This is a genomic window from Streptosporangium sp. CA-135522 (assembly GCF_050949235.1).
Lineage (GTDB): Bacteria > Actinomycetota > Actinomycetes > Streptosporangiales > Streptosporangiaceae > Streptosporangium.
The window spans coordinates 6,063,739-6,090,250 of the sequence record NZ_CP192026.1; the positions used below are offsets into that span (position 1 = coordinate 6,063,739).

A 26,512-nucleotide genomic window follows, 5' to 3' on the forward strand; every position below is an offset into this window, starting at 1 on the left:
CTTTGAAGACACGCCCTAGGGCATCGCGGTAGAGGTGCGCTCGTAGGGGGTCCCGGTGGTACCGAGGAAATTTTCGACGGATATGCGGGCCGGAGCCCCCGTAAGGGCCTTTGGGCACAGCCGGGAAGACGGGCCGCTGACCTGCATATCCGTTGGTTCCTGCGCCGTTACTACCGGGACCCCGACTGAGGCGGGGCCTGGCGGGGACATGAGAACAGTCCTCTCCTAAGAAATAAGCCCTGGTTCCCGAGCGCCTCTCCGGACTATCTCGTCCCAGGACCAGGGCGTTCTCGGTGTAGAGCACGTCGCTGTGGCGGTTGAGGGAATCTCGGGATCGGTGAAGCTTCTTCCTCCTCCCGGAGATGCCCGATGGGCTACGGCCGCTGAACCCCACGTCGTGACCGCCTATTCCTCAAGACCGAACACTGCGGAGACTCGCCGTGTGAGATCTTCCTCGGTGCCCCAGGAAGCTGCCCTGAGCCCGTGGAGGCCCAGATGCCGGGCCTGCTTGGTGAGCCGGTCGGTGAACAGTGCGTCGCGCTGGAGCAGGTTCTGCAGTGCCTGCTGCGGGTCACTGGTCTTGGCGAGGAATCCCCATGCCGGTCCGCCACGGCTGTCGAACACCGCCTGGCGGAACTGGGGAGTCGGCAGCAGCCACACGGCATGGCCCACTTCGGCGAGCAGGGGTTGGACGAGGTCGGGCAGCAGCCGGAATCCCTCGGCGACCACCGGCCGGTCGGCGGGGAGGGCGAGAAGATCTTCAATGATCAGGTTGAATCCTTCGCCGTGAAACCAGTGGAAGGTATCGAGCATCTCGCGCGGACTTCTGGCCACCCAGCGTTCGTCCATGTCCATGGCAGCGAACTTGCCCAGGTAAGGAGCTTGTTCCACGGGCATGCGGCGGGCGTGGCCGGGCATGGCCGCGTCGGTATCGTACAGACGCATCCCATATCGGTCGGCGATGCGCCGGGCGATGGTGGATTTTCCGGACCCACTGCCGCCGCCGATCCAGTAGACGTGGCGCAATCGTTCCCTCCAAACGCTGGGGGAAGCCCCTTCGTGCAGTGCAGAGTGCATTCGTTGACTCCCGTTCCTGTCTAAGGCCTGCCCGGCGGGTGTTAAGGACGAACACTCGGTGCACAACCGAGCTGGGCCCGATGGGCTGTGCTGTCGCGCTTCCATGCCTTGTCGACGACGGCCGCCGCGCACGAAAGACGTTCCGAAGCATTACCGCGATGGCCGGGAAGCCAGCCGCCGACCGGCCAGAGCCACGCCGGCCTGCGAGGCGCACGCTCCCACACCACCTCCAGCGGGCGTCCGGCCGGGACGCTCCAGTGCCGTAGCAGATCATCGACCGCTTCGGGCACCGGCACCCAGCTGTGATGATCCGGCCCGTCCGGATCGACGTCTTCTCCGTCGAGGTGGGCCTCGAAGTAGCCGTTGGGCAAGAAGCGGCGGACGCGCCGGCGTCAGAGCGGCCGATTGCGTCCGCCGAGCGGCGTGATCACGGTCTGAGCTGCGTGGCGAAGCTCGTCATTGACGACCAGGTCCTGCCACAGCCGTACCTGTTATGGGGTGAGGGCAGCGGTGTCTTCCCGGCGGGCGCGCTCACGTTCCCTTTGCACAGCAGATGGCAGGTGGCCTTGGCCTCGATCAAGGCCTTCGCCGCCTGGTCGAGCACCTCGTCCGCCTCGTTCAGGTTGAGGGGGTCCCCGTAGCTTCGGCCGAAAATCCAACGGATACGCCTCTGGCCTGCATGGATAGAAGGGCCCAGGTCCGGTCTACCAACCCGATACCTCTGCATAAGCGCAGGTCAGCGGCATATCCGTTGGATTTTCCGCGATTACTACCGGGACCCCGAGTCCTGGCGATCCCGGACGTAAGAGTCGAGGTCAGAAACGACGGTACCGAGATTCCCGCCGGTGAGGGCAAGCTGTATCGGAAGTCTCTACGGTTCGAGGGCGTTGCCGGTTAACCTGCGGAAACAGGATCACGCGAAGGTCGGCTCATACACCACTTCGATGGATGTGACCCGGTTGACATCAGAGCGACGACTAACAATACTCTCGGTGACGGATGTCTGAACGGGTCTCCTGTCCCCTCGATAGGACCGTTCCGTCAGGAGCGTTCCATGCTCAAAGCTCCAGTGGCTTCTTTCCTCAATGCCGAAATCGTCACCGACTCGGCTAAAGTTCAAACGCCTTACGCATTCGTAGGCGTCCCCTTCGGTCCGCCCTACATTCCGCAGGACTTGGCGTCGTGTGCCGATGCGGCCGACGCCGTCCGTGCGCTCACCCACCGCATGGAGTACCAACACACCGCAACTCACTACGACTTCGACTGGGGCGGCCCGCTGTTCCCGGACGGAGTGTGGACGGTGACCGACTGCGGCGACGTGATAGGCGACCCACGTGACCCGGATGCCATCTGGGACCGCACAACCGAGATCCTGACACCGCTGGTGCGGCAGGGCAGGACTCCGCTGGTCCTGGGCGGGCTGGATTCTGTGCCGCCGATGGTTGTGGCAGCGTTTCGTGGATACGAGCAGGTCAACGTACTGCACATCGACGCCCACCTGGACTTTCGAGAAGAGGTGGGCGGGGTCACCCACGGATATTCGAGTCCCATCCGGCGTATCCGGGAATTCGACTGCGTCGGACGCATCGTGCAGGTGGGCCTACGCGCTGTCGGCTCCGGCCGGCCCCAGGACGTTGCCGATGCCAGGGCCGCTGGAAACGAGCTGATCACGGCATGGCAGGTGCACGACCAGGGTATTGGTGTGGTCCTGGACAAGCTGCGTGCTCCCGGTCGATGGGTGATCACCGTCGACTGCGATGGACTGGACCCGTCCATTGCTCCCGGCGTGGGATGGCCCGAGCCGGGCGGGCTTACGTTCCCCCAGGTAAGGGGCCTGATTCACGCGCTGGCAGAGGAATCACGCATTGCCGCTGTGGTCTTCACGGAGTATCAGCCAGCGCGGGACATCCAACACACGACGGCGCTGACGATCACACGCCTGCTCATGAATGTGATGGGCCTCCAACGATCCGTTGACCCCCAGGCCGGACGCTGACGCAGCACCGCGTCCTTCTTCACGCCGCTTTCGCGGCCAACGCCCTCCACCGGGCGCTCATAGCCGACAGCGCTGGATGAGCGTGTCCCGAAGCAGGGTGGTCGCGGGCTCCCCCGAACACGGCAGGAGCCTGCGGCCGCTGCTTCACCGGAGCGTCGTGGGGGCGGTTACACGTCACCATGTACAGAGAGATCGCCATGATCCAACACTTCACTTTGGCCACTCGTTTGATGATCGGACTCCTCCTGACCTCGAGCGTACTGGTGCTCGCGGGATGCGGAGATCAGACGGAGAGGGCGGACAGCGCTGGCAGGGAGCCCAAAGACGCCGGATCCGCCCCCCTGTTCGGCAAGCTGCCGAAGAAATACCAGGGCTCCAAGGTCATCAAGGTCGGCTCCGACATCAACTACGCGCCCATCGAGTTCAAGGACAAGGACGGCAGGACGGCGATCGGCATCGACCCGGACCTGGCCGAGGCCCTGGGCAAGCAACTCGGCGTGGCCTTCCAGTTCCAGGACAGCATCTTCGACAACCTCATCCCGTCGCTTCAGACCGGCCGCTTCGATGTCCTCATGTCCGGCATGGGCGATACCAGGTCGCGCCAGACCGGCGAGGACGACACCGGCAAGAAGGTCGGCCCTGGCGTCGACTTCGTCGACTACTTCACCGCCGGTACCTCGATCCTGGTCCAGAAGGGCAACCCGAAGAACATCAGGTCCCTGAACGACCTGTGCGGCCAGGTCGTAGCCCTCCAGCGCGGCACCACCTCGCAGGATCTCGCCGAAGCCCAGGCGAAGCAGTGTCAAGAGGACGGCACAGGCAAGCTGACGGTCCAGACCTTCGACAAGGACACCGACGCCTTGATCCGCCTGCGCCAGGGCGCCTCCGCCGCCGACCTGAACGAGCTCCCGGTCGCCGCGTACAACGCCACGCAGTCGGGTGGCGCGTACGAGGTCGCAGGCGTCCCGGCCGAGCCCCGTCCCTACGGCATCGCCGTACGCAAGGACAACACACAATTGCGCGACGCCATCAAGGCCGCACTCGACGCGATCATCGAAAACGGCGAGTACAAGAAGATTCTGGAGAAGTGGAACGTCGCCGATGGTGCCCTTCTCCGAGCAGACATCAACAGCGGCAGCTGAGGTTCCGCCATGCAAGAAGGTGCCGGCATATGACTGAGCCGATCGACAAGGACCCGGTCCACATGCCGCCGGTCGGGCCCGCCGTCCACGAGTCCACGAGCGCCGGCGGGCTCCCACCGCAGGTCATCAAGGCGGTCCCGGTCCGCCACTACGGTCGCTGGATCAGCGCGGTGCTGGTGCTGGGCGTGCTCGCCCTCATCGGGGTCGCCTTCTCCAACGCGGACATCAACTGGAGCGTGATCCCGGACTACCTGTTCTTCGACACCATCGTCGATGGTGCGGCCAACACCCTGCTGATCACCGTACTGTCCATGGTCATCGGCGTGGCGCTCGGCGTCGTCCTGGCGGTGATGCGGCTGTCGAAGAACCCGGTGACCAGTGCGGTCGCCCGGATGTACATCTACCTCTTCCGCGGCACACCGGTGCTGGTGCAGCTGTTCCTCTGGTACAACATCGCGTTGATCTTCCCAATCCTCAACCTCGGGTTCTACAAGAACGAGATGACCGATGTCATGACCCCGTTCCTGGCCGCCCTGTTGGGGCTCGGCCTGAACGAGGCCGCGTACATGGCCGAGATCTGCCGCGCGGGCATCCAGTCGGTGGACGGGGGCCAGATCGAGGCGTCGCACGCCCTGGGCCTGACCGGCGCACAGACGATGCGCCGGATCGTGCTGCCGCAGGCGATGCGGGTGATCGTCCCGCCGACGGGCAACGAGTTCGTCAACATGCTCAAGACCTCGTCGCTGGCCTACGGGATCCAGTACCAGGAACTACTGAAGGCCGCCACGGACATCTCCAGCCGTACCCTTGCGGTCATGGAGATGCTGTTCGTGGCCTCGGTCTGGTACCTGCTCCTGACCAGCGTCTTCAGTATCGGCCAGTACTACCTGGAGCGGCGGTTCGCCCGCGGTGCGACGCGCAACCTGCCCCCGACCCTGCTGCAGAAGGTCGGGGCGAGCTTGACCCGTCTCAGCCACCGGGAGGGTGTCGCGTGAGCAGCATGACCAAGATGAGCGGCCCTCCCATGGTCAAGGCCGAGGGTGTGCACAAATCCTTCGGCCTGGTCCCGATCCTCAAGGGCATCGACCTCGAGGTGCGGCCCCGGGAGGTGTTCTGCCTGGTCGGCCCGTCCGGCTCCGGCAAGTCGACCTTCCTGCGGTGCATCAACCACCTGGAGAAGATCAACGCCGGGCGGCTGTCGGTCGACGGTGAGCCGGTCGGCTACCGGGAGAAGGGCGGCAAGCTCTACGAACTCAAGGACCGCGAGGTCGCGGCCAAGCACCGGGACATCGGGATGGTCTTCCAGCGCTTCAACCTCTTCCCGCACATGACGGCGCTCGGCAACGTCATGGAAGCCCCGATGCAGGTCAAGGGCGAGTCCAGGTCAGTGGCGCACCAGCGTGCGCTGAGTCTGCTGGACCGGGTGGGTCTGGCCGACAAGGCCGGCAGCTACCCCGCCCAGCTCTCCGGCGGGCAGCAGCAGCGTGTGGCCATCGCCCGCGCACTGGCAATGCAGCCCAAGCTGATGCTCTTCGACGAGCCCACCTCGGCGCTCGACCCGGAGCTCGTCGGCGAGGTCCTGGATGTCATGCGCGGTCTGGCCGAGGACGGCATGACGATGATCGTCGTGACGCACGAGATGGGCTTCGCACGCGAGGTTGGCGACGCCCTGGTCTTCATGGACGACGGTGTCGTCGTCGAGGCCGGGCATCCGCGCGAGGTGCTGACCAATCCGCGGCACGAACGCACCAAGGCCTTCCTGTCCAAGGTGCTGTAAGCTCCGCTTTCAACCCGGTGACGGGTGGTTCTCGACGCAGGACGGCCACCGCGCGATGCTCCGAGTACGACCAAGTGCCCGGAGGTGTGTGGTGGCCGTCGTTTCCAGTGTCCTCCCGCCAGACCTGTCCCGTCCCCGGCCCGTCGATTCAGCGGCATTCCGGCAGCAGTTGATGAGCTGTTTCACCCGGCGCCGAGATGCGCTGTTCGAACTGACCGATGCCGTACTGGCCGCCGGGCCGATGCTCTCACTGCCGCACCTGTCGCTGGATTCCCTGCACCGGCGCGGGCACGGCAGCGTGTACGGGGTCCCGGTAGTCATCGCCGAGAATCCAACGGATCTCGGCGACCAGCGTTGACGTGAGGCATCCGGGCGAGGTCAGCGGCATCCACGGTCCGGCCCACCGCCCCCGCTGACCGGCGCACCAGTCCTGCGGCGCCCTCATATCAGAGCAGGTCAGGAGTGTATCCGTTGGATTTTCCGCGATGACTACCGGGACTCCAAGTACGCGGACAGTGGGCCACGCTGCGCCATCCCAGGTCGTCGTCGGCGAAGCAGCTGCGAACTGTGGTGCCGGATGACTACGGTGCAGCCATGACGATGACGGGCCAGGTTTCCGGGTTGTGGCCGGGCTCGTCGGCGCGGAACCGGGAGGAAGGCTGTCCTTCGCCCCGGGTGGTATGGATGAGGAGGATCCGCTGGTGCTCGGTGCAGCGCTGGCGCCGCTCCTGGCAGGACGGCGGCCGGCAGGCCCTGAGCTCGAAGGGACCGGTCTCTTGGCCCAAGCTGAGTCGGCCGCTGTTCGCCGTGCTGGAACAGGAATTGGCCCAAGGGCCGGTCGCGCACGGCTGGCTGGACCAGACCTGGACCCTGGCGAGGATCAAGACGCTCATCGGAGGTCGCTTCCGCAAGACCCTCACGCTCTCGACCATCGCCCAGATGTTGCGACGCAACGGGTGGAGCCATCAGGTCCCGGCCAGGCGGGCACTGGAGCGGGACGAGGACGCGGTCACCGGCTGGATCTCCGGTTGAGCCTATGTTGCTGCTAGTGTTGACGATCTCAGATCCGCAACCTTCTCCCGATGGTCTTGAGGGCCCAAGCTGAAGCACATGCTCCGGCTGTGGGGGAAGGCGCAAGATCTCCATTGACAGTTGGAGAGTCTTGCCATGGGTGAAATCAAGCGGATCAAGAGCGCGTCGGAATCCGGAGAACTGCGGCTGCTGACTGTGGTCAGTGCGCGGAAGGACGCCGGCAGCAGCCCGACTGGGATCGTCGGACGGAGCCTGGCACGGCAGTTGCTCGCCGTCGGCGATCGCGTGCGCGTGATCGCCGAGTCCGACCAGTTGGCCGACTGGCCGGATGCGGTCGAACTTGTTGAGGGGTCCATCACCCGGCCGTGGGAGTGTGCCGAGGCCTTCAACGGCGTTGGCAGCATCTTCCTTGCCGGCGCCCAGCCCTCGACGGTTCAGGATGCGCTGGCACTCGCGGTGGCCGCCGGTGTCCGGCGCATCGTGGTGCTGTCCTCGCACGGGCCGGAGTACGAGGAGTCGTATCCGCTGGAGACGTGGTTTTGGCTGGCCATCGAAAAGGCTGTCGAGCGTTCAGGGATGGAGTGGACTCACATCCGCCCATCGGCTGTGATGGGGTCCATCGTCGAAGGCAGCTATCCCGCCACGGGATCGGACTGGCCGGACACCATCCGACGCGAGCTGGTCGTCCGGGAGGCATTCCTGGACGAGGGCCACTATCCGTTCATCCACGAGGACGACCTCGCTGCCGTCGCAGTGTCGGCACTGCGTAACGACGAGTACGTCGGCGGCATCCTTGAGGCGGTCGGCCTGCCGCTCAGCACCCTTTCTCGCGTGCGGAGCATTGCCAAGACCATCGGCCGCGACATCGACGCCGTCGAGCTGACACCCTCCGACAGTCGCAGGAACTGGCGCCGTCGTGGCTGGCCCGACAGCGGCATCGATGTGACGCTGTACGCCCTTGAGGAGTACGGCGCGCAATTGGCCGAACTCACCCAATGGACGCTCGAGCAACGGCCTTCCGTGCAGGAGATCATCGGCCGCTCACTACGCACCTACGACGACTGGGCGATCGAGAACGCAGACCGGTTCCGCTGACTCCTGGCCTATGCCGCCAGTACCGCGAGCACCATCCTCGGCCACCGCTGCACCCAAGGGGCGGCGGGCCGCAGCGGCGAGGACGCTCTGCGTGGGTGAACCGGTCGCGCCGCTCATGGCGGCGTAGATCACCGCCGCGCCCGCCACGCACCAGGAGACGTTCTTCTCCTGGCTGAAACACGAGTTCACACCAAGAAGGGAATTGACATGAAAAAAGGGATCAACTATGACACAGGCTTCCTGCCGGGAGACCACTTCACCCGCAAGGTGTTCGACGCCGAGACCGTGCGACGCGAGATGCGTGTCATCGCCGACGACCTGCGCTGCCAGGCCGTCCGCGTGTCCGGTGGCGACCCCACCCGGCTGAGCGTCGCCGCCCAGGAGGCCGCCGAGGCAGGGCTGGAGGTCTGGTTCGCGCCCTTCCCCGTTGACCTGCCCGATCAAGACGCGCTGGCTCTCTACGCCGACTGCGCCGAGCGCGCGGAGGCGGTCCGGCGCGGCGGGGCCGAGGTAGTGCTCGTGACCGGCTGCGAGTACACCACTTTCGGCTACGGCTACCTGCCCGGCGACACCTACACGGCGCGTATGGACGCCATGATGGCCGACCTGGCCTGGCTGGAGTCGCTGAGCACGACTACGGGCCGCTTCAACGCGTTCCTCACCGAGTCGGCCGAGACCGTGCGGCCGCTGTTCGGCGGCCGGATCACCTACGCCTCGGCCCCCTGGGAGTCCGTCGACTGGGCCCCGTTCGACCTGGTGGGCGTGGATGCCTACCGCGCCGCGTACAACGCCGACACCTTCGTCGAGGAGATGCGCGGCCACTTCAAGCACGACAAGCCCGTCGTGGTCACCGAGTTCGGCACCTGCGCCTGGCGGGGCGCGGCCGAGCAGGGCGGCGCCGCGATGCTGGTGCCGGAGGGGGCGGTGCCGGACGAGGACGAGCAGGTCCGCTACTTCGAGGAGTTGATGGACATCTTCGAGAAGGAGGGCGTGGCCGCCGCCTTCTGGTTCAGCTTTGCCGGATACACCCTCCAAGGCCCGGCCGACCTCGGCTCCTACGGTGTCGTCAGGATGCTCGACGCGACCAGGTGGGAGCCCAAGGCAATCTTCCATGCCATGGCCACCAGGGACGCGCGCAGCTCGCGGAAGTGCTGAGGCGTGACCGGGACCTGCGGCGTCATACTGAAGGATGGACGGCGAGCGCTGACCGAGGTAGCGGCGCTGCGGCGCGCGGCTGAACGTCGTGGGCCGCCGCCGCACGTGTCCGGCATGGCCAACCACGCCGACTTCACCGCGATGATCAAGTTCGGGTGGTCCACCGTTCGTCTCGCGGGTGGTAGCCCGTCAGATTGGGCGCGGCGCCAAGGCATCAGGCCGGGCCGTCTGGTGACTGGGACTGTGTGAGGACGCAGGGGCGGGGGGAGTTTGGGCATCTCAGCTCTCCTGCTCCGGCCTTGGGGAACATCGGTACAGCTGTTGGCGCTGAGAACGATCATGGGGTCTGGCTGCGGACTTCCGCGTTCGGGCGGGGCTGGGACTGGAGGCGTTCGCCGAGGTCGATCTCCTCGGGGGTGAGCGGGTCGTCTGGCCGGCGGAGACGGACGGGCGTGGGCCGGAGTGGCAGGCCGTCGTCCGCCGCGGCGGCTTCGGCGAACGCCCGTTAGAGGGAGGCGATTGACTGGGACTTGCCCGCGTTCTTCCCCTCCTTGATGGTGAGCTTCTTGGCAATCTCGGGAACAGGGACGCACTTGTTCTTCAGGGCGACGGCGAAGGTGAGCATGTCGTCGTCGATGGCCTTCGGGCGTCCGCCGTGGTTGCCCTTGGCGGCGGCGATGACCTGGCCTTCGAGGGTCTTCTCCCGGATGTAGGTGCGCTCGGTCTGCCCGGCGACGGCGAGGACGGCGAAGAACATGGCGCCCATGCCGTTGGGGTCGTAGATCCCGGTGAGCGGGCCGGTGAGGAGTTCGAGCTGGATGCCGCCGGCCTGGAGCTCGGCGGACAGGCTCATGAGCTCTGCCGCGTTCCCGGCCAGGCGCTTGAGCTCGTGCACGGTGAAGATGACCGGCCTATCGGGCGCGGCCTCTTTGAACTGGTGGGCCAGCGCGAGCGCCTTCTCCAGCTCGGGCCGGACCTTGATGCGTGTGCTGATCCGCTCCTTGAAGACCATGTGGCACTCCGCGCGGTGGAGGGCTTCGAGCTGGCTCGCCAGCTCCTGGCGGGCGGTCGACGTGCGGGCGTACCCGATCCGGATCGGCCGCTCCGTGCGGGGCGCGGGGACGACGGCGAGCGCCGGGCCGCTTCCACACGCGGCCGGGGCCGCGGTCGGCGGGGACGGGGATCTCCAGTTCCTCGCGGAGCACGGAGACGAGAACGAAGCGCGGGGTGTGGTACTGCGCAGCGGTCTTCCCGTCCCGGGTACGGCAGGCGCTGCCGGCGGGCGCGTCACAGTTCGGGCAGTCGTGACGCTCTACCGCCAATGCGGCCTAATCGGGCGTGAGGCCCATGGCGGCAGTCTCTCAGAAGTGCCTCGCACAACATGCTGGTTTTGAGGGGACTTTTGCGAGTGGCCATCTGCGGAAACGGGTCCGCTTCCGAGTCTCTCGCAGAACTCTCACAGATGGTCATTTGTGAGAGGCGCCTGTGCAAGTGTGAGGAATGCGCACCTTCGGTATGTTGCATGATCGGGCTCACGGGCGGCCCGGTGGCTGGCGGATTTCGCGCAGTTCCATCGCTGTGGGAGGTGGGAGAGAGCCGGGGCGCTGTGTCTGGAAAGCCTGAAAGAGATAGGCAAGCAGGCGCCGGGAGGCAGCGAGGGCGGTTTCTCTCGGTTGTCCGGCGAGGCCGCTGTTGGCAAGGAGCAGGAGGGTGATATCGGCGGGGTCGAAGTCGTCGCGCAGCTGTCCGGTCTCGCGGGCACGCTGGACCAGCCGCGCCAGACCCTCTTCGGCGCAGTCGCGTTCGTGATCGTGATCAAGGGCATCGGGGAACTGATCCAGGAATACGGAGGCGAAGCCGCGGTCGGTCACCTGTGTGGTGCACACTTTCTCCAGGAGTGCGTACAGGCCGTGCCCGGGATCAGGGTCAGTAAGGGCCTCGTCGAAGGCTGCTGCACACAGGGCGAGTTGCTCGGTAAAGGCAGCGGTGGCAAGCGCAGTGCGGGTGGGGAAGCGGCGGTAGAGGGTGGCCACGCCGACGCCGGCGCGGCGGGCGACGGCGCTTATAGGGGCGTCAATGCCCTGGGCCGCGAACACCTCGCGCGCAGCTTCAAGGATGCGTTCCCGGTTGCGCCGGGCATCGGCGCGCAGGCCCGCCGGGTCTGCATCGCCGGGCACATCGCCGACGTGCCCGGACGGCTTGTGAGATGGCTGAGCAGGCAATGTCTCTCACTTCAAGCTAAACGGACGATGTCGTCCACTTACAGGTTTAGCGTGAGCGTACCAGCGGGCGCACACAGCGCCTTCGCAGCTCCGAAACGCGACACAGAACGAGATGATGAGCGACATGCGCGCAGCCCTCTTCGACCGATACGGCCCCCCGGAGGTTCTCTACGCGGGCAAGCGGCCGACGCCGACCCCCACGCCCGACGAGGTGCTGGTGCGGGTGCACGTCGCCAGCGTCAACGGTGGCGACCTACTCGATCGGGCCGGGAAAATGCGCCTGGTAACCGGCCGCACTTTCCCCAAGGCGAGCGGAATCGACTTCGCTGGGGAGGTCGCCGAAGTCGGTTCGTCGGTTACCGGAGTACGTGAAGGGGACCGGGTGTGGGGGCTGCTGGGGCGCAAGACGGGCAGCATGGCCGAGTACGTCGCCGTACGCCCCCGCCAGATCGCCCCCGCTCCGGAGAACCTCACCCCGATGCAGGCCATCTCACTGCTCGCCGGCGGGGCCACGGCGGTGACCGCCCTGCGCGAGAAAGCCGTCATCAAACCCGGTGAGCGACTCCTGGTGCGCGGGGGCAGCGGAGGCGTGGGCAGCGTCGCGGTGCAGATCGGCAAGCTCTTCGGTGCCCACGTCGTCGCTCTCGCGGGCGCGAAAAACCTCGACTTCGTCCGCGGCCTGGGCACCGACGAAGCACTCGACTATCGTACGACTCGCCTCTCCGAGCTGGGCCGTTTCGACGTCATCGTCGACACCGCCGGAACGGAGCAGTCCCGCTTCCGCCGCCTGCTGGCACCCGGCGGGCGCATGGTCGCCGTCACCCTCGACTTCAACAGGCTTCTCCCCAGCCTCGCCACCATCCTCGCCTCGACCGTCCACGGGAGCAGACGCATACGCGTCTTCAGCGGCAACCCCGACACCGAGCTGCTGACCGAGATCACCCGTTACGCGGAGCACGGCGACATCGTCCCCGTCGTGGACACCGTCCACCCTCTCGACCGGATCGCCGACGCCCACCGGGCCCTGGAAGCCGGTGGCGTCCGCGGCAAGCACATCATCCAGATCACCTGAGGGGGCGAACACCGCCGCGGCCCCCAACTTCTCTACGTCGGCGGCGGGGCCGCGGCTGACGGGCCCCACTCCGCAGCCGCGCGGCCTGACTTCGGCTCAGCCCTCCGCGGCGTCCTCGTCATGAAGTTCGGCGGCGTCCGGGGTCGTGCAGGGGCCGCAGGGCCCCGTCCGGCGGGGAGGGGCGGAAGCGGGGTCCCCTTCGCACGAGGGCTACTCCTCCTCGCCGTCGTCGTCATCGTCGAGGTCGACGGCGTCCGGGTCGCGCAGCGGGCGCAGGCCCTCGACGGGCTGGGAGGCCGTGAAGCTGTAGCGGCCCAGGACGTTGAGGTTGCGGTGCTTGAGCGGGGGCAGCCGGGCGACGTCCTCGTCCTTGATCTCGTGGCCTTGTGCGCGGAGCTGGGCGACGGCGGCGTCGATGTACCGCGTCGTCCACAGCACCACGGCGTTCAGCACCAGGCCGAGCGATCCGAGCTGGTCCTCCATGCCGTCCCGGTATGCCTGGTGGATGGTGCTCTTCTTACCGTGGCAGATGTCGCGGGCGAGCTTGTGGCGGGACTCCTGGACGGTGAGCTGCTTGTGCATCTACCGCCGGTAGGTGTCGTCGACCGGGTCGACGACGGCAAGCAGGTGCAGGGTCTTGGCGATCCGCCCGTACTCGGCGAACGCCTGCCCCAGCGGAGTGGGATGGCCCTCGCGGCCGAACATCCGCAGCAGGTCGTAGGCGCGGACCTGGTTGGTGACCAGGGAACCGGCCACCCGCAGCATGTCCGGCCAGGCGGTGACCACCTTCTTCACGTTCACCTTGTTGCGGGCCAGCGCCTCCAGAGGCCCGTACCCGCCGGTCGCGTCGCCGCCGGGCATCTGGGCCTTCCAGAACCGCTGGTCTTCGAGGTCCTTGAACCGCGGGGAGAAGCGGTAGCCGAGCATCTTGAAGATGCCGAAGACCATGCCGGAGTAGGAGGCCTTGTCGGTGGCGACCATCTCCGGCTTCACCCCGCCGTCCAGGTTCAGCAGGGCGTCCAGGTTCAGCAGGGCGTCCAGGATGAACAGGGAGTCGCGCGGGGTACCGGGCACCACCATCTGCCCGATCCCGATCACCTGGTCACTGATCGCGTTCAGCCAGGTGATGCCCTTCTTCTTCGCGAAGTACTCGGGGCTCGGGACGGCGTTGATGGTACGCACCGGCACGACGAAGCGCAGGCCGTCCACGGAGGCGAGCAGTCCCTTTGCCCCAGAACTGCACGATCGGCACCCGCGCCTGGGCATCGATCAGGGCGGCGTTCGCCGCGGCGATGGTGTCGGCACGCAGGTAGTACTGATCGACGTGGACCAGGCGGGAGCGGGTGAGCGTCTCGAAATTCGGGTTGATGACCGGGGCCATGCCGATGTTGCACGCTTCCGAGACGAGCAGGGCGACGACGGAGGTCGTGAGGTCCATCATGCGGGCCCTGCCGTCACCCAGGTGCACGAAGGCGTCCAGGAACCCGATCCAGGCGTGCACCTCGAACAGCAGGTCCGGCAGGTCGATTTTCGGGAGCATCTTCTCGACCCGCTTGCGCAGCCAGTCCAGCGACTTCGGTTCGCCGAGTGCGTGGAGCTTCTCCACGTTCAGCTTCGCGCGCCCGCCTGGCTGTACCTCGATGCTGATTTTCGCGTCGGTGCCGGCCTCTTCGAGGCGCCCGGCCATCTGCTTCCACGTCGCGTCCAGCACCTCGATCAGCTCCCCCAAGTGCTGTTCGGCGTTCTCGGCCAAACTCAGACCTGCCAGGACGTCCTCATCGAGGCGCTCCGAGACGGTGCAGGAGCAGCATGCAGGTCGCGGCGTAGATGACGTTCTCCGACGTCGTGATCAGATACTCGTAATCGCGTGACAGCCGTCGATAACGGCCCAGCCAGGCATACGTCCGCTCCACGACCCAGCGACGCGGGATCACCCCGATGCGTGGCACCTCGCGCGGCGGCGCGTCGTTCCTGGCCCACGTCGAGCGCATGCCGCCGTCGCGGCGCACCACGATCTCCACCGTCACCCCAAGCACCTCCTGCGCCCAACCGATGAACCGAGCCCCGCGATATCCCTGATCAGCCCATACATGGCGCAGCCTGGGGAAGCGATCGATGCTGCGCGACAGCACCACCATCGCGCCCTCTCGATCACCGGCGCTGGCCGGACTCACACAGGCGCCCAGCACGATGCCGAGCGTGTCGACCAGCAGGTGCCGCTTCACCCCGAGGACTTTCTTGGCGCCGTCGTAGCCGTGCAGGCCGCCGCGTTCGGTGCCGCGCACGCTCTGGCTGTCGATGACCCCGGCGCTCGGCGTGGGATCGCGGCCCTGACCGGCGCGTTCCTGCTTGGGCAGCGCGGCCAGGGCCTCTTCCCACAGGCCGTCGATCCGCCATTGCCGCCAGTGGTGGTAGACCGTCTGCCAGGGCGGAAAGTCATGCGGTAGCAGTCGCCAGGCGCAGCCGGCCCGCAGCCGGTAGGAGATCGCGTTCACGATCTCCCGGCGCGAGTGCACCACCGGGCGTCCGCCGCTCTTCGGGGCGGGGATCAGCGGCTCCAGCAGCGCCCGTTCATCATCGGTGAGGTCTGTCGAATAGGGGCGTCGGGGGTCGGGCATGGGGGCCTCCCCCGCCCAGCAACGCACACCGGCAGGCAGTTGAACAGCTACGCGACCGCCAGCTTCTCAGACACCCTCTAAGCTTGTTCTTTATCCTCCGGATTGTTGTGCTGAGCGGCGGGTTGATCGTTTCGCGGACAGCAAGACGGCCTTAAGTGATCATGTGCGGTGTCGAGTCGCTACTGATCACTACAAGGCCGTGAGGGTGAGTCTGCTGAACGATGCCGCCTGTGTCGAGTCCTCCGAGGTGTTGTCCCGGTTCCGAAACGACGTCTACGCCTGCCTCAAGGCGCGGGCCGATGCGTTGTTCGAGCTGGCAGAGACGCTGTTGTGCGAGCCCGGACCGGTGCGCTCGCCGGTGGATCTGAGCTTGTCGCCGGAGTACCGGCGCGGGCACGGCGCCTTGTACGGCGGGCTCAACCACGACCGGATCGATGCGGAACAGCTGCGCCAGGTGCTGGCCGGGCTGCTGTTGCCGCGCTGGCCGGACGGTCGGATCGTGCTGGCGGTGGATGTGTCTTCATGGCTGCGCTCGGATGCTGCCTGCTCGGCCGAGCGGTTGTTCTGCCATGTATACCGCCGGGCCAAGAGCGCCTCGCAGTTCATCCCGGGCTGGCCGTACTCATTCGTGGCGGCGCTGGAGATGGGCCGCACGTCATGGACGGCGCCGCTGGATGTGGTGCGGCTGGGGCCGGCCGACGACGCCACCGCCGTCACCGCCGCCCAATTGCGCGGCGTCATCGAGCGGCTGATCACCGCCGGCCGATGGCGCAGCGGGGATCCGGACGTGCTCATCGTGGCCGACACCGGCTACGACATCACCCGTCTGGCCTACGTCCTGCGCGACCTGCCCGTCGAACTGCTCGGGCGCATCCGCTCCGACCGGGTGCTGCGCCTGCCGGCCCCACCACGCCGCTACGACCCAAGGGCGGCCGGCCGCCCAAGCACGGCGGCGAGTTCGCCCTGGCCGATCCCGCCACCTGGCCCGAACCGGCGGTAACCACCGCGACGGACACCACTCACTACGGCAAGGCCGAGACCAGAGCCTGGGACCGGCTGCATCCCCGGCTGACGCATCGCGCCGCCCGGCTCGATCACGAAGGCGAATTGCCCCTCATCGAGGGCACCTTGATCCGGCTGAAGGTCGAGCACCTGCCCGGCGACCGGGACGCCCCACCAGTCTGGCTCTGGTCCTCCAAGACCGGTGCCACCAGCGCGGACGTGGATCGATGCTGGCAGGCGTTCCTGCGCAGATTCGACCTGGAGCACACCTACCGCTTCTGGAAGCAGACCCTCGGCTGGACCCGGCCCAAGCTGCGCGCCGCCCAGGCCGCCGACCGCTGGACCTGGCTGCTCATCATCGTGCACACCCAGCTGCGCCTGGGGCGCCGGCTGACCGAGGACCTTCGTCACTCGTGGGAGAAAGCGGCCTCGCGGGGGCAGCTCACTCCCGCCCGGGTCCGGCGCGGGTTTCGGAACCTGCGTCCCGCACTCGCACAGCCGGCCAGTGCGCCCAAACCCTCTCGGCCCGGCCCGGGACGTCCATCCGGGATCCCCAATCGCCGGCCCGCACCCCGATACGACGTGGGCAAGACCGTCAAACGCGGCCGCACCTTGGCAGCCCTACAACAATCCGGACGATAAAGAACAAGTTAAGCGGCATCCGCCTCAATCACGCCTTGAGAGGAGCAGCGCGGCAGGACCGGCGGCGTTCCCGCCTGAAGATCGACAAACCCGACGCCTTGTGCCGGGTCACGGTGCCGCCGACATCTCCAGCCGCAGCCCGCGGGTGGCCGTCCCAGCCAGGGACATATCCGCAACTCACGGCTGGTCTGACCTCTCGAAACGTAGCTGACCGGCGCTAACGAGTCTCACATGTACTTGATGCTCATTCTGTCGGGTGTGACCTGTTCAAGATGGCCGGCTTTGAGCTGGAGAAACGTCTCCGCTCATGGCCTGTCGCAAAAATCCGTACCGATCCTCCTTGACGGCCGGTTCCTGCCGAATTTCACTGCCGAGTAGACCTGCGGCGTCCCCGATGACCGTGATCTGGCGCACGTTCGGTGGCGGATGGTCAGTGCGGGAGCCCCGCCCCGGCTGACAGGCGGCCGAGGGTCTCACACAGGGCCGTCCGTTCTGACGCCGGCAGGAAGGCCGTGACCTCGTCGTCGAGTTCGACGGCGAGGGCCGAGCAGATGGCCAGCAGGTCGGCGCCGTGTTCGGTCAGGGTGAGCATCTGGCGGCGGCGGTCACCGGGGTCGCGTACGCGTTCGAGCGCGCCAAGGCGCTCCAGATGGTCGGCCAGCGCGACGACCAGGCTGGGTGCGACGCCGAGGCGGTTGGCCAGGTCTTGCTGGGAGGTGGGGACTCCCCCGCCCTTGATCGCGGCCATGAGGCCCACGTGCTTCGGCTTCAGGTCGTGCGCCTCGATCCTCGCGGCGAACCGGTCCTGCATCAGCGCCCCGAGCGTGCCCAACCGGAAGGCGATCGTCTGCTTGACATCATTCATGGTCTGAATGGTAACTTATCTCTATTGATTCAGGGCATGAATGATTCTCAAGGAGAAGCAGTGAACACGGCGGTTGCGACCATCAACGTCCTCGCCTCCCTCGGGGCGGCGGGATCCAGCGTGGCGGGAGTCGCCAGGCCCGCTCTCGGGCTCCGGCCGCCCGAGGCGGTCACCAGTGCCGTGCACCTCTACACCAGGGCGTACGCCGCCCGTGCCGTGCCACTCGGGCTCATGACCGCGTTCGTCCTCGTGGGGGGGCCCGCGGACGCGGCGGTGCCCCTGCTCCTCGTGTCGGGACTCGCCCAGGTGGGGGACTCGGCGCTCGGCGTCGCGCGGCGCAACATGGGCATGGCGCTGGGCGCCGCCGCCTTCGCTCTCGTCCACCTGCTCACCGCCGCGTTGTGGAGCTGACCATGTCGTCGATCACGGAACTGATCTGGTTCGCGGCCGAGCTGGCCGTCTACGTCGCGGTCGGCTACTGGGGGCTCGGCCGCTCCACCCGGCTCCGGCGACTGGGCGCCATGGTCGGCGGGATCGCGCTGTTCGCCACCGTCTGGGGGCTGTTCTGCGCGCCTCAGGCCACCTATCCGCTGGTCGGAGCCGTGAAGGTGGCGGTCGAGGCCGTCTGGTTCGCCGCCGGAGCCGTCGCCTTCGTCACCCGCTACGCGCCACGCCTCCTCGTCCTCCGGGGTGGCGGGCCGGCTCCGCGGAACTCGGATGATCCGCCAGTGGGCTTGCCCGCCACCGGGGACGCCCGCAGTTCCTCGGAGTAGGTCTGCTCCAGCAGGTACTTCCCGTTCGGGGCGGGCTCCGTACTGCCGCTGACGACACAGTTCACCCGGTAGTCGCCGTCTGTGCTCGCTGCTGCCGTCGTGCTCGCCCCTGCTGTGCCCGCCCAGGCCGCCGCACTTCCCGCGGTCCAGATCACTCGCGTCTGGTACGACTCACCCGGCTCACCCGACTCCGGCGCCAATACGTCACTGAACGGCGAGTACATCCAGATCAAGAACACCACCCGCAAGGCGGTCAGCCTCAAGGGCTGGACCATCCGCGACAAGACGAGCCGGGCGGACCACGTCTACACGTTCGGTACGTTCACGCTCGGAGCGTGGCTCGAACGAGAACACCAACGGTCTGCTCGCCAATACTTCCCGAAGAGCACCGACCTGTCCGTTCACACCCGCGAGGACCTCGACGCCGTCGCGGCGGAACTGAACTCCAGACCAAGAAAGACGCTCGACTGGGAAACCCCAGCCGAGCGTCTGGCTGTGCTTCTCGCAGCCAGTAACTAAAGCCTGATTTCAAGGGCGAGAACTGGCCTCATCTACGGGCCACTTCGCCCCTGGTCAATCTCCGACGCGGGTCGTTCGCGCGAGTTCTGGCCCACCTCGACGACGGTCAAGTGCTCATTACCGTCGCCCGCCGAACTGCCAGTTGTGCACCTCGATGTCGGCGTACCGGTCCGGGGTCAGGATGGCGCGTGCCGCGTCTGGGTCCGGCGCCCGGACCAGTGCTGCCGTACCCAGCCAGGTGGTGCTGTCGTCGGACAACAGCGGCCCGTACGCGATCAGCTCGTCCCGGTCGGGCTGCGGGGCAAGGTCGGTAGCCTGTCCGGAGCCGAGGCCCAGCACCAGATACCGGTTGCCGCCGTCCCTGCCGCCAGGGAAATCCCACATGGTGCGCCCCAGCACGTTGCGCCATCGGCGCAACACCACGTCCCGGTACACACCGGCCTGATAGTTGGGCTCATCGAAGACGAACGCGCGTGCGGTGGCGAGGTCCGGCAGGTCGACGATGTGCACGCTGCCGGTGGCCGTCTCGCCGTCGTGACTTAAAGTGGGGCCGCGGGCGATCAGTTCCGCTGAGTACCGGTCCATGTAAGACCAGTGCTCCTCCACCAACTGGTTGCGGAGGGTCGCGGAGCCGGGGCGATCACGGTGATAACAGAAGAACTCCATGCCGAGTACCTACCATGGACCGCAGCGACAGCTCCATTCCGGTCATCCGCGCCATCGGCGATCCTTCAGCCAAAGTGGGACCAGTTCTTGCACCTGAATCCACTCGGTCGGCTTCGTGTCACCACATGGGCCGAGCCTGTGGCTTCTGACTGGGAGTCCCGTCTTCCCGCAACTCGCGGAACACGGAAATCCCAGTCAGCTCGCTATGCTGGACGTCGCCAGTAAGCGATCACCGTGTTGCGACGATCCCTCGAATGCGCCAGGAGGACGACGGGGCGTCTGTTCAATAAGGTGGAGATCGCGGCTGGAGTGCGCCAGGGCGCCGGATGCGGGGGTGCTGAGGGCGGCCGCAGCATGCCCGTGTGGGACGTACGGTGATCGGCACAGGTTTCCCCCGGGAAAGGTGCCGCCGCTGTGACCATCACCGCCGAACCCACCACCGAACCTCTCGCCGACGACGATGTGCTGATCCTGTCCGACCCCGACTCCGACGAAGACCACTCCCCCACCCCATCCGCCGGGCCGGGCGCCAGCGCCGACGCGGTCAAGGACTACCTCCAGCAGATCGGCAAGGTCGCCCTGCTGTCGGCCGAGCAGGAGGTCGAGCTGGCCCAGCGCATCGAGGCCGGAGTGTTCGCCGCGGAACGGCTTACCCGGCACGGCGGCGCGGACGGCGCCGCGGTGCCGTCGGATGTGCGGGCGGAGCTGCAGTGGCTGGCCGAGGACGGCCGCCGCGCCAAGGACCATCTGCTGGAGGCCAACCTTCGCCTGGTGGTCTCGATCGCCAAGCGGCACACCGGCCGGGGCATGGCCTTCGCCGACCTGATCCAGGAGGGCAACCTGGGGCTGATTCGCGCGGTGGAGAAGTTCGACTACACCAAGGGGTTCAAGTTCTCCACCTACGCCACCTGGTGGATCAAGCAGGCCGTCACCCGTGCGCTGGCCGATCAGGCGCGCACCATTCGCATTCCGGTGCACATGGTCGAAGTGATCAACAAGGTGGCGCGGGTGCGGCGCCAGATGCTGGTCGCCCTTGGCCGCGAACCGGCCTCCGACGAGCTCGCGCTCGAGCTGGACATGACCGTGGAGAAGATCACCGAGGTGCAGAAGTACGGCCGCGAGCCGATCTCCCTGCACACCCCGCTCGGTGTCGAGGGGGATGCCGAGTTCGGCGATGTGATCGAAGACGCCGAGGCGATCACCCCGGAGGAGACAGTGGCCTTCGCCCTGCTGCAGGAGCAATTGCACGCGGTGCTGGAGACGCTGTCGGAGCGGGAGGCCGGGGTGATGCGTCTGCGGTTCGGCCTGAAAGACGGCCAACCCAAGACGTTGGACGAGATCGGCAAGGTCTATGGGGTGACCCGGGAGCGGATCCGGCAGATCGAGACCAAGACCATGGCCAAGCTGCGCCACCCCGCCCACGCCCGAGCGCTGCGCGATTACGTGTAGTCGCAGGGCGACGGGTTCCTGGTGAGGTGCGGCGGCCGGTCATGGCGGCGGTAGCTGGGCCGGCGGGGACCGCACACCGAACCGCCGGCTCCCCCGGTTCGCCGCGCATGATGCCCTCCGTTGGGCCATGCGGTTGCTGCGCCGCAGCGTTGATCACAGTCTGGCCGCCGGGCGGAGGGGGGAGGACGCGGGATGCCAAGCGTGGGCAAGCGGTATCGGTCGACGCCAATCACCATCCCCACGCCATAGCTGCTTGTGTCATTTTGAATACATAGAGTTACTGAATTTGATAAGGGTGGGACATGCCCACCTTCTCCCTGTGGCGGCGTCCCGCCACCGTGGCCGCCGGCCTGCCCATGATCGTGTCCGCGCTCACCGGGCCCTCGGCCGCCGCGACCACCCCGCTCACCGCTCCCCTGGCCTCCCCGGCGACGCCGGTCGGTCTGCCGACTCCGCTGGCCGCGCCGCTGGCCCGGGTGGCGCTGGCCGGCCTGACCGTCGCCGAGCCGCGGCCGATGACCGGCTACAGCCGCGCCAAGTTCCCGCACTGGAGCGGCCAGGGAGAGGCGTGCGACGCCCGCGAGGTCGTGTTGGCCCGCGACGGCCAAGACGTCCAGCGCGACGAGCAATGTCGCGCCGTCTCCGGCACCTGGTACTCCGAGTACGATGGCCGAACCTTCACCTCAGCCAGCGGAATCGACATCGACCACCTCGTATCCCTACCCGTGACGGCGTGAGAGCACATATAACCAGGTCAGGACGTCAGCAGCATGTCAGTGACGAAGAAGCTGACGTGATTGGTCCGGTGTTCATAGGGGTGATCACCGACCATCCAGGAGATAGTTCGTTCGAGGATCCGAGTCGCCTCGCCCGGCTTGAAAATCAAGATTTCCGTGGATTTGATCTCATGACTGAGCGCTCCTTCGAGGTCGTCTGCGAGATCGAGCCGCCGACCCGTCCCGACCTCAAGCATGTCCGCCACCAGATCGGCATCCTGAGTCAGATCGCCGGCTCCTTCCTGATCCCGGACAACCACATCGGCCGGGCCACGGTCTCCAACGTCGCTATCGCCCCCGAGGTCCAGGCGGGCGGGCCGCCATCGCGTCCTCGGCCCCGAGCGAGGGGCTGTGGCTCCTGAGCGACCTCCGTTCCGAGCCCCATCATCCGGACATGGACTGAGACCATCGAAGATCATCTAGGGTCCTGGGGGCCAGAAACTGCTGAAGTCTCGTAACCGCGTGTCATGTATTCGCGGAGTGGAGGCTGCGTGCGGTCACTGTGTGTGGGAGCCGGGGGCGTAGCGGCTCCAGGGGCCCGGCGGCCTCTGCGGCCATCAGTGGCTGTCGCGGTCGGTCGGGCTCGGCCCGCAGCACGACGAACTGCGGGACGCGGTCGGCGGCGAACTGGAATGGTTGCGCTCGGCCGGCTGACGGCCGCTACCGCGCGAACAGCGGGAGCGCCGGGAAGATGTGGTCCTGCCACAGCAGCCGCGAGGTCTCTTCCGGGTAGGCGGTGACCATCGACGGCGTGTCGAAGAGCTGTGCGAGGCGGTGGTCGGCGTCGTACGCAGGCCAGCCCGGGTCGCCGTGAGCGGCGAACGCCGTCCACGCCCTGCGGATCTGCGCGGACAGCTCCTCCGCCGCCGGGGAGGGTGGGTCGCCGATCAGCATGGCGCACTGTCCGCTGCTCAGGTTGCCGAAGACGAGCGGCACGTCCAGGCCGTGGCAGGCGCCGAGGGCGCCGCCCAATCCCGGGGCGGACCAGGTCAGCTCGTACAGGTGGGCCCGGCCGCCGCCGGCGATCTGCGCATCGGCGAGGTGGAGGCTCGGCATGCGGAACAGCCAGTCCGCGTTGACCAGTTCGTACACCTCCTCATCGGCCGCGGCTGGGAACGCCTCCCGGTATCGGCGTGCGCCGTCCGGGCCGGGGGCGAGCATGTGCAGAGCGGTCTCGGTCTGCTCGTGCGTGACCTGGCCGAGCACGCCGTCGATCAGGCTGAACAACCGGTGCTCGTCACGGGTGTGCCCGACGAGAAGTCCGACGTCCCGGGCGGCGCCGTCAGCCAGCGCCTGCCAAGGGGTCGCCGGCAGGACGTCACCGTCGACAACCGGTGCGAACGGAATCGGCCGGTGTGTGATCTGCCCCCAGCGCTCTCGCCATTGGACCGTCTTGGCGGAGATCGCGTCGCCCACGGCGGGCAGCCGGGCCGGGGCCACCGCCGACAGGGCGGAAACCGTGGGCCGTATCCCCAGCTCGGCGGCGCAGGCGGCGGCGATGTCGGCGGCCAGCTCCGGGGAGAAGAACGTCCCCGGCACGCTCTGTGCGACCGCCCGGCGGAAGAGCCCGGCGGCGCGCGGCATGGCGAGCAGCGCGGCGACCGATCCGCCGCCCGCCGACTCCCCGAAGACCGTGACCCGATCCGGGTCGCCGCCGAACACTCGGATGTTGTCCCGCACCCACTGCAAGGCCGCGACCTGGTCGAGCAGTCCCCGGTTGGCCGGGGCTCCGTCGATCTGCGCGAAACCCTCAATACCGAGACGGTAGTTGAGGGTCACGACCACGGCTCCGCTCCCGGCCAGGCGCCCGGCGTCGTATTCCGGGAGGCTGGAGTTGCCCGCGACGTAACCGCCGCCGGGGATCCACACCATCACTGGGAGCCCTGCCGCCGGATCCGGATCCGGTGTCCAGACGTTGAGCGTCAACCAGTCGTCGCCGACGGTGTCCTGGGACACCCCGAGCAGGCCGGATTGCGGGGGCGGCGGGCCGTACGCGACCGCCGGGCGCACGCCGTCCCAGCTGCGCACCGGCTGCGGCGCGGCGAAACGGAGGGCGCCGACCGGCGGCTCGGCGAACGGGATGCCGAGGAAGACCACCAGGCCCGCCTCCCTGCCGCCGCGGAGGACGCCGGCCACCGTGCGGACTTCCGGCTCAGACTCGGATGGCTTGCTCGATGCGGTGAGGGCCACTTTGCGTTTTCCTCTCTGTTCCTGCTTATCGGAGCATCCCAGTGCGCACCATCTGCGGGCAAGCCACTTATTTAGGGGGAAGAACTGGTAAGGGAAAAAGGGGCAACGGTGTAGCCGGTGGTTACGAGCGGACCCATCCGGTCGTCCGTAGAACCATCAGGTGACATTTCCGCGAGCATGAACTCGACGGTCTCCTTGTACGGCCATCGCGTCGGTAGCTGAAAGAGGGGGTGGCCCACATAAGCCCGAAACCCACATTCGTCAGGTGTTGCCGCTGGTCGGGAGCCTGATGGGCGGCACACGGCAGGCGCGGGTTGATGTACCGGATAAGACCGTGACTCGTTTGGTGGTCACTCGTTGGACATGGCGTGGATGCATTCCTTCAGCGGCTGGTTCCTGACGAGTCGTGGAAGCTGTTTCAGCGCATGGTTCCGTTGGCGCCCACCCGACCGAAAGGCGGTGGACGGCGGCGCGCAGACGACCCGATGATCCTGGCCGCGATCGTGTACGTGGCCACCACCGGGTGCGCCTGGCGACGGCTCCCGCCGATCTTCGGCGCCTGCCGGCAGACGGTGAACCGTCGTTTCGCCGAATGGAGCGCCACCCGGGTGTGGGCCGCGCTGTATCGGATCATTGTGGACGAGCTGGGCACGCGGAGAATTGGACTGGTCGCGATGCGCGATTGACCCGGTCAGCGTGCCTGCCAGGAAAAGGGGGAGCTGACAGGTCCGAATCGGCTCGATCGCGGCACGGCCGGGTCGAAAATCCACCTCGTCGCCGAGCGGACCGCTCTGCCGGTCTCTGTCGCGATCAGCGCGGCCGACACCCATGACGGTCAGGGATTGGAGCCGCTGGTGCGCGGTATCCCGCCGATCCGCTCGCGCCGCGGACCGAGACCTCGCCGACCGGCGAAGCTTTATGGTGACAGGGGCTACGGCTACCCGCACCTGCGAATCTTCCCGCGCGGCCGTGGAGTCATCCCTCGCATTGCCCGCCGGGGGGTGAGTCCAGCCGGCGTCTGGGACGTCACCGCTGGGTGGTCGAGCGGACCGTCTCCTGGCCGGCCGGCTGCCGACGCCTGCACCGGCGCTAGGAACGCCGCGCTGACCACTTCGCGTCCTTCGTTGCCATCGCCGCTGCCCTTATTCGCTACCGCCGCATGACCAAATGAGTCACGGTCCAAGGGACGGTTATCGCGTACATCGCCGACGTCACGGCGCCGTTGACCAGTAGCGGCGTGAAGACGACAGCCGCGCGACCCGGGCGCGTTATCCGGTACATGCTCAGACCAGCCTGGCCGGACATGGTGGCGATGGCCTGCGGGGATGTGGTGGCGCGGTGTGTTTCTGGCGTACTCCGGCCATCCCCCAAGTGGAATCCCGGTTGTCCGGGGCGATCTGAGGATTTGGCCGGATACGACCGTGTTCTTCTCCAGAGTTGATCGTCGGACTGGGCATGACAGAATTCGTGCCGTATGAGCTGATCTCTAATCAGCTTCGTATTCGGCCAGCCGACGGCGAAGCTCAAGGTTCTCGCCGTGGGCGATCTCAAGAGTCTTCCGTAGCTCTGCGACCTCACGCCGATGGGTCCTGTGCAGCTCTGCCAGCCTGGCGCTCAAGGCCCGCACGGCGGAAGAGGTCGAGGCCGCCTCTGAAGCGCTCTGCGCCTCATGGCGGGCAGTGCCCGTCTTGGTTCTGTGCCGCTAGATCTGCGCTCGCAGTCCGACGTGGCGATAGAGAAAGTCCGTGCTGATCCCGGCCTTCTTGGCGACGGCTGCAAAACTGATGGGACGACCGACGGCGAGAAGGGCCTTCAGCGCGGCCCGGGCCTTTTGCTCGACCTGTTCGGTGCGGGCCCGGGTGGCCTGGTGCGGATGGTCGGGAAGGCGGTTCACGTGGTTTTCTCCTTCGGTTCTGGCTGGTCGGCGGCGCCTGCGCCGCGCACCGCGCGAAGTTGCCCGCCGCCGCGGACGGTGACCTGGTCGAGGGCGAGGAGCACTTTCCTGAGCGCCCCGGTCTCGGCCAGCCGCCCGGCGAGCCAGACATTGTCTTCCCGCATGGGTTCGCCGTGCCGGGCGGCGAACTGCGCCTGCCTCTTGACGATCAGCTCCTCGGACTGCTCGAGTTGCCTCTCCAGTTCCTCGCAGTGTGTCGCGTCAGTGACGAACTTGTCGCAGGTCAGGCAGGCATTCCCCTTGGCGCACACCTGCCGGGGTGGCAGCATGCACCAGCCGTTGGGCAGCACGCGATCGGCCCGCTGATCGAGATGGAGGACGTCGAAGATGTCCTGCGGGGCGATCTCAAGGGCTCGCCCGTCTGCGGTGATCTTCTTGTAGCGGATGAACTCTCGTTCCGCCGTGGCGGCCTGGGTCTGGGCGTAGTGCATGGTCATGGTCGGGGTGAGGTGCCCGAAGTACCGCATGACCACATGGATGGGCACACCGG

At 67.2% G+C, this 26,512-nt stretch carries 26 protein-coding genes and 6 pseudogenes; 20 read left to right on the plus strand and 12 right to left on the minus strand.

Going from position 1 to position 26,512, the window contains the following annotated elements; all coding sequences use genetic code 11:
• Positions 1-405 precede the first annotated feature (405 nt).
• Complete coding sequence (locus ACQPYK_RS28945; protein WP_433237463.1) at positions 406-1,026, minus strand: shikimate kinase; 621 nt, start codon at positions 1,024-1,026, stop codon at positions 406-408.
• 356 nt (positions 1,027-1,382) lie between these two features.
• On the opposite strand from ACQPYK_RS28945, the gene ACQPYK_RS28950 reads away from it, so the two are divergent.
• The 9 genes from ACQPYK_RS28950 (at position 1,383) to ACQPYK_RS28990 (ending at position 9,274) form a co-directional block, all read left to right on the plus strand.
• On the plus strand, positions 1,383-1,718 hold the full coding sequence (locus tag ACQPYK_RS28950) for a hypothetical protein (RefSeq protein ID WP_433237466.1): 336 nt from the start codon (positions 1,383-1,385) through the stop codon (positions 1,716-1,718).
• 413 nt (positions 1,719-2,131) lie between these two features.
• Positions 2,132-3,073, plus strand: a complete 942-nt coding sequence (locus ACQPYK_RS28955; protein WP_433237469.1) for an arginase family protein — start codon at positions 2,132-2,134, stop codon at positions 3,071-3,073.
• A 230-nt stretch (positions 3,074-3,303) separates the two neighbouring features.
• Positions 3,304-4,215 carry an ABC transporter substrate-binding protein gene (locus ACQPYK_RS28960; protein ID WP_433237472.1) on the plus strand — a complete coding sequence of 304 codons (912 nt, stop codon included), beginning with the start codon at positions 3,304-3,306 and terminating at the stop codon, positions 4,213-4,215.
• 29 nt (positions 4,216-4,244) lie between these two features.
• Entirely contained in the window at positions 4,245-5,210 is a 966-nt protein-coding gene (locus ACQPYK_RS28965; RefSeq protein WP_433237475.1) for an amino acid ABC transporter permease, read from the plus strand.
• 14 nt (positions 5,211-5,224) lie between these two features.
• Positions 5,225-5,992 (plus strand): amino acid ABC transporter ATP-binding protein, encoded by a 768-nt coding sequence (locus tag ACQPYK_RS28970; protein ID WP_433237478.1) that lies wholly within the window; start codon positions 5,225-5,227, stop codon positions 5,990-5,992.
• A gap of 91 nt (positions 5,993-6,083) precedes the next feature.
• Positions 6,084-6,350, plus strand: coding sequence for a hypothetical protein (locus ACQPYK_RS28975; protein ID WP_433237481.1), 267 nt, complete (start codon positions 6,084-6,086; stop codon positions 6,348-6,350).
• Positions 6,351-6,676: 326 nt separating this feature from the next.
• Entirely contained in the window at positions 6,677-7,024 is a 348-nt protein-coding gene (locus ACQPYK_RS28980) for a helix-turn-helix domain-containing protein (RefSeq protein WP_433237484.1), read from the plus strand.
• A 135-nt stretch (positions 7,025-7,159) separates the two neighbouring features.
• Complete coding sequence (locus ACQPYK_RS28985; protein WP_433237487.1) at positions 7,160-8,119, plus strand: SDR family oxidoreductase; 960 nt, start codon at positions 7,160-7,162, stop codon at positions 8,117-8,119.
• Positions 8,120-8,326: 207 nt separating this feature from the next.
• The gene (locus ACQPYK_RS28990; protein ID WP_433237490.1) at positions 8,327-9,274 is read left to right on the plus strand and encodes a hypothetical protein; all 948 of its coding nucleotides are present in this window, start codon (positions 8,327-8,329) and stop codon (positions 9,272-9,274) included.
• A 505-nt stretch (positions 9,275-9,779) separates the two neighbouring features.
• On the opposite strand, the gene ACQPYK_RS28995 is transcribed toward ACQPYK_RS28990, so the two are convergent.
• The 3 genes and pseudogenes from ACQPYK_RS28995 to ACQPYK_RS29005 all read right to left on the minus strand — a co-directional run bounded on the left by ACQPYK_RS28995 (position 9,780) and on the right by ACQPYK_RS29005 (position 11,496).
• Entirely contained in the window at positions 9,780-10,517 is a 738-nt protein-coding gene (locus ACQPYK_RS28995; RefSeq protein ID WP_433258938.1) for a recombinase family protein, read from the minus strand.
• Positions 10,492-10,596: pseudogene (locus ACQPYK_RS29000) on the minus strand (zinc finger domain-containing protein); the annotation flags it as partial. The pseudogene ACQPYK_RS29000 and the gene ACQPYK_RS28995, both read right to left, overlap by 26 nt.
• A 210-nt stretch (positions 10,597-10,806) precedes the next feature.
• Entirely contained in the window at positions 10,807-11,496 is a 690-nt protein-coding gene (locus ACQPYK_RS29005) for a TetR/AcrR family transcriptional regulator (RefSeq protein ID WP_433237493.1), read from the minus strand.
• A 124-nt stretch (positions 11,497-11,620) separates the two neighbouring features.
• Between ACQPYK_RS29005 and ACQPYK_RS29010 the strand changes: the two genes are divergently transcribed.
• On the plus strand, positions 11,621-12,568 hold the full coding sequence (locus tag ACQPYK_RS29010) for an NAD(P)-dependent alcohol dehydrogenase (protein WP_433237496.1): 948 nt from the start codon (positions 11,621-11,623) through the stop codon (positions 12,566-12,568).
• Positions 12,569-12,778: 210 nt separating this feature from the next.
• On the opposite strand, the pseudogene ACQPYK_RS29015 reads toward ACQPYK_RS29010, so the two are convergent.
• From ACQPYK_RS29015 to ACQPYK_RS29025, 3 genes and pseudogenes are all read right to left on the minus strand, one after another.
• Positions 12,779-13,777, minus strand: a pseudogene (locus tag ACQPYK_RS29015) (Tn3 family transposase).
• Positions 13,671-14,321, minus strand: a complete 651-nt coding sequence (locus ACQPYK_RS29020) for a Tn3 family transposase (RefSeq protein WP_433237499.1) — start codon at positions 14,319-14,321, stop codon at positions 13,671-13,673. The pseudogene ACQPYK_RS29015 and the gene ACQPYK_RS29020 overlap by 107 nt, the downstream one beginning before the upstream one ends.
• Before the next feature lie 22 nt (positions 14,322-14,343).
• A complete protein-coding gene (locus ACQPYK_RS29025; protein WP_433237502.1) occupies positions 14,344-15,186 on the minus strand; it encodes an IS5 family transposase in 843 nt (280 codons plus the stop codon).
• A 205-nt stretch (positions 15,187-15,391) separates the two neighbouring features.
• Here ACQPYK_RS29025 and ACQPYK_RS29030 point away from each other — a divergent pair, with 205 nt between their 5' ends.
• The gene (locus ACQPYK_RS29030) at positions 15,392-16,186 is read left to right on the plus strand and encodes a transposase (protein ID WP_433237505.1); all 795 of its coding nucleotides are present in this window, start codon (positions 15,392-15,394) and stop codon (positions 16,184-16,186) included.
• A gap of 107 nt (positions 16,187-16,293) precedes the next feature.
• Positions 16,294-16,830, plus strand: a complete 537-nt coding sequence (locus tag ACQPYK_RS29035; RefSeq protein ID WP_433237508.1) for a hypothetical protein — start codon at positions 16,294-16,296, stop codon at positions 16,828-16,830.
• Positions 16,831-17,260: 430 nt separating this feature from the next.
• On the opposite strand, the gene ACQPYK_RS29040 is transcribed toward ACQPYK_RS29035, so the two are convergent.
• Complete coding sequence (locus ACQPYK_RS29040; RefSeq protein ID WP_433237511.1) at positions 17,261-17,695, minus strand: MarR family winged helix-turn-helix transcriptional regulator; 435 nt, start codon at positions 17,693-17,695, stop codon at positions 17,261-17,263.
• Between the two features lie 60 nt (positions 17,696-17,755).
• On the opposite strand from ACQPYK_RS29040, the gene ACQPYK_RS29045 reads away from it, so the two are divergent.
• From ACQPYK_RS29045 to ACQPYK_RS29060, 4 genes and pseudogenes are all read left to right on the plus strand, one after another.
• Positions 17,756-18,106 (plus strand): hypothetical protein, encoded by a 351-nt coding sequence (locus tag ACQPYK_RS29045; protein WP_433237514.1) that lies wholly within the window; start codon positions 17,756-17,758, stop codon positions 18,104-18,106.
• A 2-nt stretch (positions 18,107-18,108) separates the two neighbouring features.
• Positions 18,109-18,468: a YrdB family protein gene (locus ACQPYK_RS29050; RefSeq protein WP_433237517.1), complete on the plus strand. Its 360-nt coding sequence runs from the start codon at positions 18,109-18,111 to the stop codon at positions 18,466-18,468.
• Between the two features lie 114 nt (positions 18,469-18,582).
• Positions 18,583-18,822, plus strand: a pseudogene (locus tag ACQPYK_RS29055) (lamin tail domain-containing protein); the annotation flags it as partial.
• A pseudogene (locus tag ACQPYK_RS29060) lies at positions 18,800-18,987 on the plus strand (transposase); the annotation flags it as partial. The pseudogenes ACQPYK_RS29055 and ACQPYK_RS29060, both read left to right, overlap by 23 nt.
• A gap of 117 nt (positions 18,988-19,104) precedes the next feature.
• On the opposite strand, the gene ACQPYK_RS29065 reads toward ACQPYK_RS29060, so the two are convergent.
• A complete protein-coding gene (locus tag ACQPYK_RS29065; RefSeq protein WP_433237520.1) occupies positions 19,105-19,653 on the minus strand; it encodes a YciI family protein in 549 nt (182 codons plus the stop codon).
• Positions 19,654-20,076: 423 nt separating this feature from the next.
• Between ACQPYK_RS29065 and ACQPYK_RS29070 the strand changes: the two are divergent.
• From ACQPYK_RS29070 to ACQPYK_RS29080, 3 genes and pseudogenes are all read left to right on the plus strand, one after another.
• Positions 20,077-21,102, plus strand: a pseudogene (locus tag ACQPYK_RS29070) (RNA polymerase sigma factor); the annotation flags it as partial.
• A gap of 302 nt (positions 21,103-21,404) precedes the next feature.
• Positions 21,405-21,839, plus strand: a complete 435-nt coding sequence (locus ACQPYK_RS29075) for a hypothetical protein (protein ID WP_433237523.1) — start codon at positions 21,405-21,407, stop codon at positions 21,837-21,839.
• Between the two features lie 170 nt (positions 21,840-22,009).
• Positions 22,010-22,240 carry a hypothetical protein gene (locus tag ACQPYK_RS29080; protein WP_433237526.1) on the plus strand — a complete coding sequence of 77 codons (231 nt, stop codon included), beginning with the start codon at positions 22,010-22,012 and terminating at the stop codon, positions 22,238-22,240.
• A gap of 298 nt (positions 22,241-22,538) precedes the next feature.
• Here the strand turns inward: ACQPYK_RS29080 and ACQPYK_RS29085 are convergent, their stop codons facing one another.
• The gene (locus ACQPYK_RS29085; RefSeq protein ID WP_433237529.1) at positions 22,539-24,068 is read right to left on the minus strand and encodes a carboxylesterase/lipase family protein; all 1,530 of its coding nucleotides are present in this window, start codon (positions 24,066-24,068) and stop codon (positions 22,539-22,541) included.
• 425 nt (positions 24,069-24,493) lie between these two features.
• Between ACQPYK_RS29085 and ACQPYK_RS29090 the strand changes: the two are divergent.
• Positions 24,494-25,239, plus strand: a pseudogene (locus tag ACQPYK_RS29090) (IS5 family transposase).
• Positions 25,240-25,770: 531 nt separating this feature from the next.
• Here the strand turns inward: ACQPYK_RS29090 and ACQPYK_RS29095 are convergent.
• Together ACQPYK_RS29095 and ACQPYK_RS29100 are read right to left on the minus strand one after the other, a co-directional pair.
• Complete coding sequence (locus ACQPYK_RS29095; RefSeq protein WP_433237532.1) at positions 25,771-25,962, minus strand: DUF6262 family protein; 192 nt, start codon at positions 25,960-25,962, stop codon at positions 25,771-25,773.
• Positions 25,959-26,507, minus strand: a complete 549-nt coding sequence (locus ACQPYK_RS29100) for a hypothetical protein (RefSeq protein WP_433237535.1) — start codon at positions 26,505-26,507, stop codon at positions 25,959-25,961. The genes ACQPYK_RS29095 and ACQPYK_RS29100 overlap by 4 nt, the downstream gene beginning before the upstream one ends.
• Between the last annotated feature and the right edge of the window lie 5 nt (positions 26,508-26,512).

Bases quoted from the DNA above. Each gene is read 5' to 3' on its own strand.
- ACQPYK_RS28950 (WP_433237466.1), top strand. From the start codon at position 1,383: ATGATCCGGCCCGTCCGGATCGACGTCTTCTCCGTCGAGGTGGGCCTC.
- ACQPYK_RS28955 (WP_433237469.1), top strand. From the start codon at position 2,132: ATGCTCAAAGCTCCAGTGGCTTCTTTCCTCAATGCCGAAATCGTCACC.
- ACQPYK_RS28960 (WP_433237472.1), top strand. From the start codon at position 3,304: ATGATCGGACTCCTCCTGACCTCGAGCGTACTGGTGCTCGCGGGATGC.
- ACQPYK_RS28965 (WP_433237475.1), top strand. From the start codon at position 4,245: ATGACTGAGCCGATCGACAAGGACCCGGTCCACATGCCGCCGGTCGGG.
- ACQPYK_RS28970 (WP_433237478.1), top strand. From the start codon at position 5,225: ATGAGCGGCCCTCCCATGGTCAAGGCCGAGGGTGTGCACAAATCCTTC.
- ACQPYK_RS28980 (WP_433237484.1), top strand. From the start codon at position 6,677: ATGAGGAGGATCCGCTGGTGCTCGGTGCAGCGCTGGCGCCGCTCCTGG.
- ACQPYK_RS28985 (WP_433237487.1), top strand. From the start codon at position 7,160: ATGGGTGAAATCAAGCGGATCAAGAGCGCGTCGGAATCCGGAGAACTG.
- ACQPYK_RS28990 (WP_433237490.1), top strand. From the start codon at position 8,327: ATGAAAAAAGGGATCAACTATGACACAGGCTTCCTGCCGGGAGACCAC.
- ACQPYK_RS29010 (WP_433237496.1), top strand. From the start codon at position 11,621: ATGCGCGCAGCCCTCTTCGACCGATACGGCCCCCCGGAGGTTCTCTAC.
- ACQPYK_RS29025 (WP_433237502.1), bottom strand. From the start codon at position 15,186: ATGCCCGACCCCCGACGCCCCTATTCGACAGACCTCACCGATGATGAA.
- ACQPYK_RS29040 (WP_433237511.1), bottom strand. From the start codon at position 17,695: ATGAATGATGTCAAGCAGACGATCGCCTTCCGGTTGGGCACGCTCGGG.
- ACQPYK_RS29050 (WP_433237517.1), top strand. From the start codon at position 18,109: ATGTCGTCGATCACGGAACTGATCTGGTTCGCGGCCGAGCTGGCCGTC.
- ACQPYK_RS29065 (WP_433237520.1), bottom strand. From the start codon at position 19,653: ATGGAGTTCTTCTGTTATCACCGTGATCGCCCCGGCTCCGCGACCCTC.
- ACQPYK_RS29075 (WP_433237523.1), top strand. From the start codon at position 21,405: ATGCCCACCTTCTCCCTGTGGCGGCGTCCCGCCACCGTGGCCGCCGGC.
- ACQPYK_RS29080 (WP_433237526.1), top strand. From the start codon at position 22,010: ATGACTGAGCGCTCCTTCGAGGTCGTCTGCGAGATCGAGCCGCCGACC.